Source organism: Arthrobacter oryzae, from assembly GCF_030812315.1.
Taxonomy (GTDB): Bacteria; Actinomycetota; Actinomycetes; order Actinomycetales; family Micrococcaceae; genus Arthrobacter; species Arthrobacter oryzae_B.
In genome coordinates this window covers 303,183-317,307 of the sequence record NZ_JAUSSM010000006.1, presented here as the reverse complement: position 1 = coordinate 317,307, position 14,125 = coordinate 303,183, and the positions used below count along the sequence as shown (strand labels likewise).

Sequence of the window (14,125 nt, the reverse complement as noted above, 5' to 3'; positions counted from 1 at the left end):
AACGGTTGCTGCCGACGTGCGCAGGCGTTATCCGAGGGCGACGGCGGACCAGGACACGGGCGGAAGTGTCACCGTGAGCGTGCCCTCCTCCAGGACAGCGCCGGTAAGCGGCTTGAGGCCCACCCGGTTCTGGTCGTGGAGGGTGTTCTTCGCGTAGACGTCCTCATCGTGCAGGGTGACAGCCTCGCTGACCACCGTGGCGTTGAGGTCGGCCACGTTGATGGAAACATCGATCGGGTCCGTCTGGCTGCGGTTCACCAGGAACACAGCCGACTGGCCGGTGGCAGCGTCCGCCGTGGCAACTGCATCCACCAGCGGCGCCTCGCCGTATACCGCCGTCGTGTAGGTACCGGCCTCGATACGGGGACGCAGCACTTCGCCGCGGGCCAGCCGCGACGTCACCGAGAACGGGAAGAACGTGGTCTGCCGCCAGGCGTCTCCGCCCGGTTCGGTCATAATCGGCGCGATCACGTTGACCAGCTGGGCCAGCGAGGCGGACGCCACGCGGTCGTGGTTCTTCAGCAGCGTGATGAGCAGGTTGCCGAACACCACGGCGTCGGCCACGGAGTAGACATCCTCCAGCTGGCGCGGCGCGTGTACCCACTCCTCGTTGACCTCATCGGAGGCCTGGTGCTCGTCAAGGTACCAGATGTTCCATTCATCGAAGGAGAGCTGGATGGTCTTCTTGCTCTTGAGCTTGTGCTTGACGTGGTCGGCAGTGGCCACCACGGTTTCGATGAAGTACTGCATGTCCAGCGAAGAGGCAAGGAAGGATCCGAGGTCCCCGTTGCGCTCCTGGTAGTAGGCATGGCAGGAGATGTAGTCCACGTGCTCGTAGCTGTGCTCCAGGACCACGCGTTCCCATTCGCCGAAGGTGGGCATGGCGGAGCTGGACGAGCCACACACCACCAGCTCCAGGTTCTTATCCGCGGTTTTCATGGCCGATGCCGTGCGGGCGGCCAGCTTGCCGTAGCTGTCCGCAGACATGTGACCGATCTGCCAAGGGCCGTCCATTTCGTTGCCAAGGCACCACATCCGGATGTTGTAGGGATCCTTGGCGCCGTTGGCGATGCGCTGGTCGCTGAGGGTGGTGCCGGACGGATGGTTGGCGTACTCGAGCAGGTCCAGGGCGGCGTCGATTCCCCGGGTGCCAAGGTTCACGGCCATCATCAGTTCGGAGTCCGTGAGCGTGCACCAGCGCGCGAATTCATCGATGCCCACCTGGTTGGTTTCCAGGGAGTGCCAGGCGAGGTCGCGGCGGACGGGCCGCTGGTCGCGGGGGCCTACGCCGTCTTCCCAGCGGTAGCCGGACACGAAGTTTCCGCCGGGGTAGCGGATGGTGCTGGAGCCCAGCTCCTTGACGAGGTCCACGACGTCGAGCCGGAACCCGTCCTCATTGGCGGTGGGATGTCCGGGCTCGTAGATGCCGTCATAGACGCAGCGGCCGAGGTGTTCCACGAAGGAGCCGAATATGCGGCGGCTGACCGGCGCGACCACGGCCGAGCGGTCGATGGTGATGACGGTGGGCGCCTCAACGGCCATCTCGTCACTGGGAGCAGTTGTTGTGGGGGTAGTCAAGGGATACTTTCCTGTTCTGTCTGACGTTTTGGAGGAGTGGAAGTGTGGTCTAGGCAGCAGTTTGGAGGGTTCCGAGCCGCCTTCCGACGAGCCAGCCGGAGAGCAGCAGCGGGACGGACGCACCGATGAGCGGCACCAGCACGCTCATTCCTGCGAACACCACCGTGAGCGCAACCAGGCTGGCCAGCAGCGAGAGGCTCATGAGCGGCGAGACAAGCGGCAGCACAAAGGCGAGCCGCCAGGTCCGGAGAACCGTATCCCGGTACCGGCTGCAGATGGCCACGGCCGTCGCGGCTGCGGCCAGGGTGCCCGCTCCCGCGGCAACGGTTAGTACCAGCAGCACGGCCTCCATCGCGGGGGCGGAACCGCCGGAGGGCCGGCCGAGGACCGAAAGCGCGTTGAGGAAAAGGACGACGGCGGCGGGCCAGAAGATGCTGCCCACGCGGTTGACGTGCCAGAACTGGGCCCGGTACGCGGTGATGAAGTCACGCACCAGATGGTCACCGGCCGCTCCCGCCCGGAGCCGGGCCAGCAGTGCAGTGGCGGCCACAGCGGCCGGAAACAGCCCGAACAGGACGAGCCCAGCCAGTGTTCCGGCCACAAAGAGGATGTTGACCAGCACCAGGCGTGCGCCGAACTGCAGCCATTCCATGAGCCGGCCCGCCCAGCCGATGGGGTTCTCGTTCATGGTCACGCCCCCTTGGTGCCGCACCAGGCGACGCCGTGCCGGTCGATCCCGCTGAAGGACAGGGCCGCTTCGCCGCGGGACCAGTCCCACGAACCGAAAACCACTGCATCCAGGTCCAGGCCGTCTGCGCGGAGCCGGACGGCGGCCGGGCCGCCGTCGAACGGTTCATGGCTGTCACTTTCCAGCTCCAGCGGTACGGCATCGACAAGGTCCGTGGAGTCCGGGTCGAAACGGACAACCCGCCACCGGCCGGATAGCTGCTGAGCTGAGCCTAGGACCTCCCGCTCCCGCCCTGCGTACGGCTGGGGTGAAACCACCGGCCAGCCCGCGGCGTTGAAGAACAGCCGCCTGAGCTGGACGATGTGCTGCGACGGGTCGTCAGCAAAGCGGACGTGGTGGACCAGGAAATGCTCTTCGCCGCCGTCCGGACCGTCCTGGGTAAGGACGGAATTATGCCCCGGCGCAAGCCAGCCCGTGGCGCCGTCGAACCGGTGGCTTCCCAGCACTTTCGTGCCGATCGAGGCCGGCGGCGCCTCGAGGTCCGTCATGGACAGCCCGCGGACGTCCCGGTACGGTCCGGTGATGTGATCCGCCGCAGCCACCCGCAGGTTGTAGCTGTTGAACAGGGAATCGTAGGACGCAAAGAGCATGTACCGGTCCTGATCAGGACGGTACATGATGAACGCGCCCTCCAGCGCGCCTTCCACGGACGGGTGCCGACGGGCGATGAGCGATCCGAGGTCGCCCTCCTGCAGCGGACGTCCCGAGGCGGGGTCCAGCGGCAAGGTGTAAATGCCGGAGAAGAAGGAGCCGTAGGTCAGCCAGGGCGCGCCGTCCGCCCCGAAGGTGATGGCGGCGTCGATCGCGTTCTGCGTGTTCACTCCGGAACGCGTTGCCACCACGAGTCCGCGGTCCTGCCAAGGGCCGGACGGGTGCGGCGCCGTGGCCAGGCCGATGGCCGAAGTGTTGGAACCGAATGTGGAGGCCGAGTAGTACATATGCCAGCCGGCGCCGGGCCAGCGGACCACTTCCGGGGCCCACAGGCCGGTCGCTCCGGACCAATCCCGGGCCGGACGGGGGACGCCGTCGAACGCCGTGCCCGTAAAGTGCCAGATGACCAGGTCCCGGGAGGTGCGGATATGTACGCCGGCGGGAATATTCTCCGAGTTGGCCACGGCATCCGTGGAGAACATGTAGTACATGCCGTCGTCGTCGCGGACCACGGTGGGATCGTGGGCGTGCCGTGCTCCCCACGTTGAGGGTTCGCCGGCCGGCCGGAGGTCGTGGACAGACACGGGCTATCCCTTCGACCCTGAGAGCGCGATGGATTCGATGATCTGGCGCTGGAAGATGACGAAGACGATCAGGACCGGCAGGAGCGCCACGAACGACGCCGCCATGATGAGCGGGTAGTCCGTCTGGATCGCGTACTGGGCGTTGAAGTTGGCAATCACCAGCTGGAGCGTCTGCTTGCCCGGCGAGTTGAGGTAGATGATCGGGGCGAGGTAGTCGTTCCACATGGCCATGAACCAGAGGATGAACTGAGCCGCCAGGGCGGGCCGGATGGCCGGAAGGATCAGCGTCCAGAAGATCTGCAGGTATGAGGCGCCGTCAATCCTGGCTGCTTCCACGATGGAGTCCGGCACACTGTTCAGGAACTGGCGCAGGAAGAAGATCATGATGATGTTGCCGAACAACCCGGGTACGATCAGCGGCAGCAGGGTGTCCACCCAGCCGATGCTGGCGAAGATGGTGAACTGCGGAATCATCAGGGTGGGGAACGGAATCATCAGGCCGGAGAGCAGCCCCAGGAACAGCACGTTCTTGAAGGGCATCCGGAGCTTGGCGAAGGCAAAAGCCGCCAGCGCGGACGTGAGGGAGCCGATGATGGTGACGGAGCATGCGACGATCAGGCTGTTCTGGATGCCGCTCAGCAGAGGGCCGGCCGTCCAGATCCGGGCATAGTTTTCCCACACGAAAGGGTCCGGAATCCACTGCGGGGGCAGTTCGAACACGCCGTCGCGGGTTTTCAGGGAGGTGGAGAACGTCCAGGCGAGCGGGGCGACCATGAGGATTGCACCGGCTGTCAGGATCAGGGTGACGAGAACGTTGCCCAGCTGGAGGCGTCCCTTGACGGAGCGCTGTTTCCCGCCGGGGGCGGCCGCCGTCGGCCTGTTTCCCGGACCCGACGGAATCGTGTCTGAAGGTTCCAGCGGCGGAGTGGTGATGACGTGCTGTGCGGACATGGCTGCCTGCCTCAATCTATCGAAAACTGGTTGCGGCGGTTGAGCCGGAACTGGATGAAGGTGATGGTGAAAACCAGCAGCCCCAGGACCACGGACATGGCGGAGGCGTAGCCCATCTGCAGGTTGTCGAAGGCTTTTTGCCAGATGTACCAAACGATGGTTGCCGACTCGAACTCGGGACCGCCGGTGGGGGTCATGATGTTGATTTCCACGAAGATCTGCGAGCCGCCGATGATGCTGGTGACGATGAGGAAGAACGTGACAGGCCGGACCATGGGAACCGTGATGTGGCGGAACTGCTGCCAGGCGGTGGCGCCGTCCAGGGCCGCGGCTTCATAGAGGTAGCGCGGCACGGACTGCAGGGCGGCCAGGTAGAGCAGCATGGAATAGCCCAGGCCCTTCCAGACGGCCATGATGATCAGTGCGGGCTTCACCGTTGCCGTGTCCTGGAGCCAGTTGGGGCCGCCGATGCCGATCAGCGACAGGCCCTGGTTGATCAGGCCGAAGTCACCGTTGAAGGCCCACTGCCAGAGGATGGCCACCGCGGCGATGGAGGAAATGACCGGCAGGTAGTACACCGTGCGGAAGAACGTGGTGCCGCGCATTTTGCGGTTCATCGCAAGGGCGAGCGCCAGGGAGATGACCAGGCCCACCGGGATCCCGATCATCATGTAGAGGGTGTTCCACAGTGACTTCAGGAAGTAGCGGTCCCCGAACATCTTGGTGTAGTTGTCCAGGCCCTTGAAGACCGGGGCGGAGATGCCGTTCCAGTTGGTGAAGGACGCGTAAACGGAAAAGATCAGCGGGAAGAGCGTGAAGAGGAGGAACCCGATCACCGGTATGGCAACGAAAACAAGCGCGGCCTGGTGTTCCTTCCGGTGGAGCCGCGAGCGGCGCATTGTGGTGGTCATCGGGGGGATCCTCTGTGATTCGTGATGGGTGGAGAGGTGCCGCGGCTGCACTCCGGGCGCAGCCGCGGCACCAGTCTTGGGGATACGTCCGGGGACGTGGCGGTTGGGACCGGCAGGGGTTAGTTGCCGGCTTGCTGGTTGGCGGAGTCCAGGAATTCCTGCATCCTCGGCTGCGCTTCCTTCAGGTAGTCCTTGGCGGACTGTTTTCCGTCGAGGACAGGCTGGATGTTGGTGAACAGCTCGTCATACCACTCGGCGTTGAACGTGTTGCCGGCAGGCAGTTCCCGGCCGTAGTCCTTGACGATCTCGAGGAACTCCGCCTTGTTGGCCGGCTTGGTGGAAGTGTCCGCGGCCCAGGCCTCAGCCATGTCCTTCAGGTTGGGGATCTGGATTCCGGCGTCCACCAGGCTCTGCTGGGCTTCCTTGTTCGCGGTCAGGTACTCAACGAGCTTGGCGGCGTCCTCCGGGAATTTGGAGCTTTCCGCGACGGCGATGCCCAAGGTGCCGGTCCAAGTTGCCGACTTGCCGGTTTCACCGGCGGGGTAGGGAATGACGTCCCAGTCGAAGCCGAGCTTCTGGTAGGTGGAGAGGTCCCATGGAGCAATGGGGAAGAAGCCGATCTCGCCCTTCATCCAGCGCTGGTAGGTATCCAGGGTCTGGGCCTCGGCGACGGACGGTGTCACGCCGTGGACGTTCTGGAGGTCGGCGAACCACTGCAGGGATTCGGCAAACTCGGGGGTGTCCACGGTGACTTTGGTGCGGTCCTCATTGAGCCAGTCGCCACCGTTGGACCAGACAAACGGCTGCAGGTTCCACTGGACATTGAGGCCGGTCCCCCACTGGTCCAGCGTGCCGTCGCCGTTAGTGTCCGCAGTGAGTTTCTTGGCCGCAGCCACGAACTCGTCAAAGGTGTAGGGCTTGTCCTTGTCCGGCAGCGGGATGCCTGCCTTTTCCAGCATGGTCTTGTTGTAGCCGAAGGAGAACGGCCCCACGTCCTTGGGTAGGGCGTAGATGGCGCCTTCGCCGACACGCTTGCCGTCATAGCGGTAGCTGTCGACGCCGTACTCCCAGATGTTGTCCAGGTCGATGGTGTCCGAGTTTTCCACGTATTGCGTGATGTCCTTGACAATGCCGTTCTGGACGTACGCCTGCACGTCGCCGGGGCTGATGTAGAACACATCGGGGACCTCCTTGCCGGCTATGGCAGCCTTCAGCTTGGTGGCGTACTGGTCCGCGGTGGTGACGATGATGTCGACGTCGACGCTATTGTCCTTCTCGAACTGCTCCACCGCCTTCTCATAGGCCTTTTTCTCATCTTCACCGCCGCGGAACATGAAGGTGAGTTTCTTCTCGCCGCCGGCCTCTGCGCCGGCAGGGGCGGAGCATCCGCTGAGCAGGAGGCCGGCCGCGGCTACAAACGCCAGGGTCGCGGCAATGGGACGTGACTTCATCATCACGTTGTCCTTCCGGGTTGGTGTAAAGGGTGGGGCCACGGGAACCCGCTGTAGCGGATCGGCATCCAGGCCGGTTTGATTTGCAACGTTGTAAGAAATATCACACAGCCCGATCCGAAGCGTCAAGGCGGGAGCGAAAATACTTTCCCCGCCCCCTCATACGCCGCCCCCGCCGGAGGGGCTGCTCCGATGGCCGTCCCTTGACGCCACTTCCGGGGCGTGCCATATTCGTCGTTACAACGTTGCAATAGCTGCCGTGCCGGGTGCATCCCCCGCTGCTGCGGACCCCCAAGCCAAATATTTCCCTGCAAACGCACTTCGGAAGGAACACGTGATGATGAAGTCACGTCCATGGGTAGCACGGGCAGCGGGACTGGTAGCCGCGCTCGGCCTGGCCCTGACAGCCGCAGCCCTGCCGCCAGCTGCCAAGGACCAGCCGGGCGGGGATTCCGCCCCGCCGGCAGCCGCGGTGGCGGCCACGCAGAAATTGCCGGAAGACCTGCCCGGCGGAAAAACCGTGGTGGGCGAAACCTCGCCGGTCCACGACCCCGCACTCATCATTGACGACGACGGTACCTGGTACGTCTACTCCACCGGCCTGGTTAACCGCGAAAACGGCGGAACAATCCAGATCTGGTCATCGCAGGATGCCGGCACCACCTAGAACTACAGCGGCACAGTGTGGGACAGGATTCCCGCCTGGATCGATGAGCATTTTTCGGACGGCGAGCTGCCCGGCAACCTCTGGGCACCTGAGATTCACGAAAATGACGGCACCTACTACCTCTACTACTCGGCATCACGCTTCGGCGGCAACAATTCGCTGACCGCTGTGGCAACGAACACCACCCTGGACCCGGACGACCCGGACTACGATTGGGTGGACCAGGGGCTGGTGGTGTCTTCACCGGCAAGCGGCTTGGACCCGAGCAACCCCGGCAAGACCTTCAATGCGATCGATGCCGGCATCATCGAGGATGCCGACGGCACTCCGTACATGGCGATCGGATCGTTCTGGTACGGAATCTTCCTCGTGCCCATCGAATGGCCCAGCGGCAAGCCGGTGGCGGACTGGCAGTCCAAGACCGTGAACATCGCGGACCGGTTCATGCCCGGCAACCCCGTTGAGGCGCCTTACATCACCAAGAACGGCGACTATTACTACCTCTTCGTGTCCTTCGATTCCTGCTGCCGCGGAGGGGATTCAACGTACAAGGTCGCCGTGGGGCGGTCCAAGTCCGTCAAGGGGCCGTACCTGGACAAGGACGGCCGCGACATGTTCGGCGGCGGAGGATCCGTGGTGCTCGATGCCCATGGTGCGATTACCGGACCCGGAGGCCAGTCCGTCTTTGGCGACTATCTGGCATTCCACTACTACGACGGCTCCAACGAGGCCGCTCCTTACTTCCCCACCCTTGGCCTGCAGAAGATCGACTGGACTGACGGGTGGCCGGCGTTCAACCAGGCCGTGGAACTCCCAAAGGAAACAAAACAGCCCAAGGACACGGCAGTCGGAACCGGCAGGACGGCCAGCTTCAGCGCCACGGCCACCGGAACCCCCGGCCCCGTTGCGGTCTGGGAAACCTCAGCAGACGCCGGCGCCACGTGGCAGCGCGTCGCAGGGCAGCCTGTCAGCAAACGGACCGACGAAGGCACCTACAAGTCCACGCTGGAGTTCAGCGCGGTCGCCTCGGGGCAGGACGGACTGCTGGTCCGGGCTGTTTTCCAGAACGCCCACGGAAAGGTGACCACCGGAACTGCGCGGCTCAGCGTCAGGTAGTCCCGCATTAAAGAGCGAAGGGTGGGCAAGCGCCCGCCCTTCGCTCTTTGTTTACTTCGCCTGAGCCTTCTCAACCCACTGGGCGCGCCAGTCCGGAGCTTCGAACGCCTCACTCCAGTAGGCAGTTTCCTTGGCTATGCGCCCGTCCCGGAATTCAAAGATGAACACCGTTTCGTACTGCGGTCCGCCATAATCCAGCAGGGCCTCGGCAACCACCAGGTTCCCACCGCTGCTCAGCCGCCGCGGCGTGATGGTGGGCAGCTGCGGGAAGGCGTTGTAAATTCCCCTGCGGTTCTCTGCGCCGCGCACCAGCTCTCCGGATTGCGGCCAGTGCATCACCGCATCATCATGGAACAGCTCGTCCATGATTTCAACGCGCCGGTCATTGATGCAGGCGATCAGCCGGTTCACTACTTTTTCGTTGGCGCCGGTTTCATCCACAGCGTTGCTCCGATTTCTGGAGGATCCTAGGGAAGCTATTGCCTTGCATTGTCCTCCGGAAACCCGGACCGCACCACAGTGTTTGGCACTCCTTAATGCCCTACCCGATCAGCGCCAGCACCGCTCCCGCAGCAACCACGCCGCCGGCTTTGGTGCGGATGCCGGTCACCGTTCCGTCGCGGTGGGCCGCAACCTGCGTTTCCATCTTCATCGCTTCAAGTACGACGACGGCGTCCCCCGCCGACACCTCGGCGCCCGGCTCCACGAGCCACTTCACCACCGTTCCGGCCATGTCGGCGCGCAACTCCCCCGGATCAACAGCGGCAGCGCCGCCGTCGGAATCCACCGAGATCCCGGCGGGCAGGGCTCCGGACAGACCCCGGGTAGACAGTGCCCAGCCGTCGAGCAGGTCGGCAGGAAGGCCCACAGCCAAACGGCGGCCGTCCACATCAACGGTGATGGTGCGGCGTTCGCCGTCGGGCGCGTCGGTGCCGTAGCCGGGATCCGCCGGGATCCGGTCCGCGAAGTCGGTTTCGATCCATCGGGTGTGGATGCCCAGCCCGGTCTCGGAGGTGAAATCCGGGGACTCGAGCACGGCGCGGTGGAATGGCAGCACGGTGGCCACCCCGGTGATCTCGATTTCGGCGAGTGCGCGGCGTGCCCGGCGCAGTGCCTGCTGGCGGTCCGCGCCGGTGACGATCAGCTTGGCGAGGAGGGAGTCGAACTGCGGTGCCACGAAGGAGCCGGAGCGGACTCCGGTGTCCAGGCGGATGCCCGGGCCGGTGGGGCCGCGGAATTCTGTGATGGTTCCGGGTGAGGGCAGGAAACCGCGCCCCACATCCTCGGCGTTGAGCCGGAACTCGAAGGAGTGGCCGCGGGGCTCTGGGTCCTCGGTGATGCGCAGGCGTTCCCCGGCGGCGATCCGGAACTGCTCCTGGACCAGGTCGATCCCGGTAGTTTCCTCGGTGATGGGGTGCTCCACCTGCAGCCGGGTGTTCACCTCGAGGAACGCCACCGTGCCGTCGGCGGCGACCAGGAATTCCACGGTGCCGGCGCCGGAATATCCGGCTTCCCGGCAGACTGCCTTGGCGGCGTCGTAGATCTGCTGCCGCTGGTCGTCGCTGAGGAACGGTGCAGGTGCTTCCTCCACCAGCTTCTGGTGCCGGCGCTGGAGGGAGCAGTCGCGGGTTCCGACGACGACGACGTTGCCGTGTGTATCGGCCAGGACCTGGGCCTCGACGTGGCGCGGACGGTCCAGGTAGCGCTCCACGAAGCATTCGCCGCGTCCGAAGGCTGCCACGGCCTCACGGACCGCGGAGTCAAAGGCTTCCTCGATCTCGTCCATGTTCCGGACCACCTTCAGCCCGCGGCCGCCGCCGCCGAAGGCTGCCTTGATGGCGATCGGCAGGCCGTGCTGTTGGGCGAAGGCGCGGGCCTCCGCGGCGGAATCCACGGGCCCGTCACTGCCGGCCACGAGCGGGGCTCCGGCACGGACGGCGATCTCGCGGGCGGTGATCTTGTTGCCGAGCTGCCTGATGGCTTCCGGAGTGGGGCCGATCCAGGCGAGTCCGGCGTCCAGGACAGCCTGGGCGAAGTCGGCGTTCTCGGACAGGAAACCGTAACCGGGGTGGACGGCGTCGGCGCCGGCCCTTGCCGCGACGTCCAGCAGTTTGGGGATGTTCAGGTAGGTGTCAGCCGGCGAGTTCCCGTCCAGGCTGAAGGCTTCGCTGGCGGCACCGACGTGCATGGCATCGGCGTCGATGTCCGCATAGACGGCGACGGATTCCAGCTGGGCGTCCTCGCAGGCTCGGGCAATCCGGACGGCGATTTCACCACGGTTGGCGATCAGGACCTTGCGCATCAGTTACTCACTTTTCTTGGGAAGTCTGTTCAGGGGAAGTCTGTTCAGGGGCGGTCTGTTCGGGGGAAGTCTGTTCGGGAAGACGGCGGAAGCGGATGCTGCCGCCGATCGGCACCTGGGCGGCCAAGTCAAGCTGGTGGTCCACCACCACGCCGATCACCGGGTAGCCGCCGGTGATCGGATGGTCGGCCAGGAAGAGCACAGGCAGGCCCTCAGGCGGAACCTGGATGGCCCCGGCCACGGTGCCTTCGCTGGGCAGTTCACCCTGCCGGCTTCGCTGCAGGGGCGTGCCGTCCAGCCGCATGCCCACACGGTTGGACTGCGGCTTCACCACCCAGTCCTGTCCGCACAGGGACTCGAGGGCGGCCTCATCGAACCAGTCGGCGCGCGGGCCCATCACGATGTCCAGCACCGTGACGCCGTCCCCGGGATAGTCCGGCTGGAGCTCGGGATTGCCCACAACGCCGGATTCGGTGACGTCGCCGGATGCCAGCACCTGGCCCGCAGCAAGCGGCGCCGGACCGATGCCGGACATGGTGTCCGTGGACCGGCTGCCCAGCACCGGCGCTATGTCTACGCCGCCGCGCACCGCGAGGTAGCTGCGGAAGCCGGCCTCCGGGGCGCCCAGGGTCAGGATTTCGCCGTCGAGCAGGGCAAACGGGGTAGCCATGGGCACGGTGCGCTGGCGCGGCTGGTCGGTGTCGGAGCCGGATTCAGCGTCCGACGGCGAGTCGACAGTCAGCGCCGATTCGATAGTCAGTGCAGATGGCGCCCCTGCAACGGCCAGGACTTGGTCACCGACGGCCTGGACCCTGAGACCGCCGGCCACGCTTTCGATGGCTGCGGCTGAGGGGGCGTTGCCCACCAGGCGGTTGGCCCGGCGAAGCGAGGCCCGGTCCAGTGCACCGGCGGCGGAGACGCCCAGGGCGGAGTGGCCGTGCCGGCCGAGATCCTGGATGAGGCTCTGCAGTCCGGGTGAAACAATCCGCAGTCCGGAAGCAGGATCCTGGGCGGGCATCCCGCTGGCGGGTGCCGCCTCGGGAGCTGCGTTCTCCGGCGCCACGGTCACAACCTCGCGGACGGCTCGGAACTGGACCCGGTGGCCCGGGCTGGCCAGCGCCGGCTCGGCCCGGTCGAGGTCCCACATGCGGGCCCCGGTCCGGCCGATCAGCTGCCAGCCGCCCGGGGACTTGCGCGGGTACACCGCCGAATAGTTGCCTGCCAGTGCCACCGATCCGGCGGGAACTGCCGTGCGCGGAGAGCTCCGGCGAGGCACTTCCAGCACCTGGTTCTCGCCCACCATGTAGCCGAACCCCGGCGCGAACCCGGCGAAAGCCACTGTCCACACCTGGCCGGTGTGGGCTTTAATGACCCCGTCCGTTCCCAGGCCGGTGAGCCGCCCCACTTCGGCGAGGTCCTCGCCGTCGTACACGGTATCGATGAACACCAGGCCGCCTTCCTGCCGGACCGGAGCCGTGAGGTCCAGCTGTAGCAGCAGTGCGCCCATGCGGCGGGCAGCCGCCGGCGAATCCGCACGGACCATCACGGTCTGTGCGGCCGCCAGCACGTCCAACTGCCCCGGCAGCGGCGATTCGAGGAGCAGGGTCTGCAGGGCGAGGACGTCCTGCGTTCCGGAAAGCTCCGCGAGCACCGCCCGCGTTCCCACGGGCCGCACCGAGAGGACCTTGTGCTCGGTCAGGGTTTCCATTGCTACCGCTTCCATCGTTGCCAATGCTTGTACAGGTTTTCGCGCTGTGCAGGATTCTGCGCCGGCCAGGTTCCGCGCCGCTTAGGCGGGGGCGTGGGCGTCTGCCAGGAGTCGCTCTTCTTCGGCGGTCTGTGGGTTCCGGCCGAGGGCCAGGCCCACAACCGTCACCGCGGAAGCCACCAGGAGGTACGCCGCAATCAGGAACCAGTCACCGGACGCAGCGTAGAGCGCGGTGAAGATGAGCGGTGCCACGGCGCCGCCGATCACACCGGCCAGGGTGTAGGCCAGCGAGCTGCCGGCGTAGCGCAGCCGGGCCGGGAACTGCTCGGTGATGTAGGCGGCCTGCGGGCCGTACATGAAGGCGTGGAAGGCCAGGCCGATCACAACGCCGATGGTCAGCATCAGCACCGACTTGCCCTCGATCATGAGGAAGAACAGCGGGATGTAGAGGGCAGTGCCCACAGCCGCGATGCCGTAGACCATACGGCGGTTGAAGCGGTCCGTGAGGGCGCCGGCCAGCGGGATGAGGAACAGCTGGAACGCCGAGCCGATCAGGATGGCCGTGAGGACGTTGCCCGTGGTCATGCCGAGTTCCTTGGTGGCGTAGACGGCCACGAAGACGGTGAACAGTGCGTAGAGGATGTCGGGGCAGACGCGGGAGAGGGCGGCGGCCACAAGGGCGCGGGGTTCCTTGGTGAATACCTCTGTGATGGGGGCCTTGGGCTGTTCGCCGTGGGCCTGGATCGCCTTGAACACCGGGGTCTCCTCAAGCTTGAGGCGGATGACCAGGCCGAAGACAACCAGCAGGGCGGAGGCGAGGAAGGCCACGCGCCATCCCCAGGAAAGGAACGCTTCGGTACTGAGGGTTGCGGCCAGGAGGGCCAGGACGCCGTTGGCCATCAGGTTGCCGGCGGGCGGGCCGATCTGGGCGGCGGAGGACCAGAAGCCACGTTTGTTGGCGTCACCGAATTCGCTGGAAAGCAGGACGGCCCCGCCCCATTCGCCGCCGACGCCGATGCCCTGGGCCAGGCGCAGGAGCACCAGGATGGTGGGGGCGGCGACGCCGATCACCGAGTAGTCGGGAAGCAGGCCGATGAGCACGGTGGCGACACCGATCAGCATAAGGGTGACCACCAGGACGTGCTTGCGGCCGATCTTGTCGCCCAGGCGGCCGAAGATCACGCCGCCGATGGGACGTGCCAGGTAACCCACCGCGAAGGCGGAGAAGGAGAGCAGGAGGCCGACGAATTCGTCATTCCCCGGGAAGAAGATCTTGGGGAAGACCAGCGCCGAAGCCACGGAGTAGATCGCGAAGTCGTAGTACTCCAGCGAGGTGCCGGTGAGGCTGGCGATGTACGCCTTCAGGGCTCCGGGTGGGATTTTCCGGCCGGTGCGGGCGGCCGTGTGGTGTGTAGTCATGGTCTTCCTTCAGGTGTGCGGTGGTGCTGCCTGCGTGCT

At 65.6% G+C, this 14,125-nt stretch carries 12 protein-coding genes; 2 read left to right on the top strand and 10 right to left on the bottom strand.

Going from position 1 to position 14,125, the window contains the following annotated elements; all coding sequences use genetic code 11:
- Positions 1-27: 27 nt before the first annotated feature.
- The 6 genes from arfA to J2S97_RS14395 form a co-directional block, all read right to left on the bottom strand.
- Entirely contained in the window at positions 28-1,542 is a 1,515-nt protein-coding gene (gene arfA / locus J2S97_RS14420) for an arabinosylfuranosidase ArfA (protein WP_307050607.1), read from the bottom strand.
- A gap of 85 nt (positions 1,543-1,627) precedes the next feature.
- On the bottom strand, positions 1,628-2,266 hold the full coding sequence (locus tag J2S97_RS14415; RefSeq protein ID WP_307050578.1) for a YesL family protein: 639 nt from the start codon (positions 2,264-2,266) through the stop codon (positions 1,628-1,630).
- Positions 2,267-2,268: 2 nt separating this feature from the next.
- Entirely contained in the window at positions 2,269-3,561 is a 1,293-nt protein-coding gene (locus tag J2S97_RS14410) for an arabinan endo-1,5-alpha-L-arabinosidase (RefSeq protein ID WP_307050576.1), read from the bottom strand.
- A gap of 3 nt (positions 3,562-3,564) precedes the next feature.
- On the bottom strand, positions 3,565-4,512 hold the full coding sequence (locus J2S97_RS14405; RefSeq protein ID WP_307050574.1) for a carbohydrate ABC transporter permease: 948 nt from the start codon (positions 4,510-4,512) through the stop codon (positions 3,565-3,567).
- An 11-nt stretch (positions 4,513-4,523) separates the two neighbouring features.
- Positions 4,524-5,423, bottom strand: a complete 900-nt coding sequence (locus tag J2S97_RS14400; protein ID WP_307050572.1) for a carbohydrate ABC transporter permease — start codon at positions 5,421-5,423, stop codon at positions 4,524-4,526.
- A 119-nt stretch (positions 5,424-5,542) separates the two neighbouring features.
- Positions 5,543-6,877 carry an ABC transporter substrate-binding protein gene (locus J2S97_RS14395; RefSeq protein ID WP_307050570.1) on the bottom strand — a complete coding sequence of 445 codons (1,335 nt, stop codon included), beginning with the start codon at positions 6,875-6,877 and terminating at the stop codon, positions 5,543-5,545.
- Positions 6,878-7,211: 334 nt separating this feature from the next.
- Between J2S97_RS14395 and J2S97_RS14390 the strand changes: the two genes are divergently transcribed.
- The gene (locus J2S97_RS14390; RefSeq protein ID WP_307050568.1) at positions 7,212-7,541 is read left to right on the top strand and encodes a hypothetical protein; all 330 of its coding nucleotides are present in this window, start codon (positions 7,212-7,214) and stop codon (positions 7,539-7,541) included.
- Between the two features lie 15 nt (positions 7,542-7,556).
- Positions 7,557-8,657, top strand: a complete 1,101-nt coding sequence (locus J2S97_RS14385) for a glycoside hydrolase family 43 protein (RefSeq protein ID WP_307050566.1) — start codon at positions 7,557-7,559, stop codon at positions 8,655-8,657.
- A 51-nt stretch (positions 8,658-8,708) separates the two neighbouring features.
- Here the strand turns inward: J2S97_RS14385 and J2S97_RS14380 are convergent, their stop codons facing one another.
- The 4 genes from J2S97_RS14380 to J2S97_RS14365 all read right to left on the bottom strand — a co-directional run bounded on the left by J2S97_RS14380 (position 8,709) and on the right by J2S97_RS14365 (position 14,086).
- On the bottom strand, positions 8,709-9,098 hold the full coding sequence (locus J2S97_RS14380) for a nuclear transport factor 2 family protein (RefSeq protein WP_307050563.1): 390 nt from the start codon (positions 9,096-9,098) through the stop codon (positions 8,709-8,711).
- A 100-nt stretch (positions 9,099-9,198) separates the two neighbouring features.
- Positions 9,199-10,959: an acetyl/propionyl/methylcrotonyl-CoA carboxylase subunit alpha gene (locus tag J2S97_RS14375; protein ID WP_307050561.1), complete on the bottom strand. Its 1,761-nt coding sequence runs from the start codon at positions 10,957-10,959 to the stop codon at positions 9,199-9,201.
- Positions 10,960-10,966: 7 nt separating this feature from the next.
- Entirely contained in the window at positions 10,967-12,682 is a 1,716-nt protein-coding gene (locus J2S97_RS14370; RefSeq protein WP_307050560.1) for a 5-oxoprolinase subunit B/C family protein, read from the bottom strand.
- Between the two features lie 66 nt (positions 12,683-12,748).
- Positions 12,749-14,086, bottom strand: coding sequence for an MFS transporter (locus J2S97_RS14365; RefSeq protein ID WP_307050558.1), 1,338 nt, complete (start codon positions 14,084-14,086; stop codon positions 12,749-12,751).
- Positions 14,087-14,125: the final 39 nt, after the last annotated feature.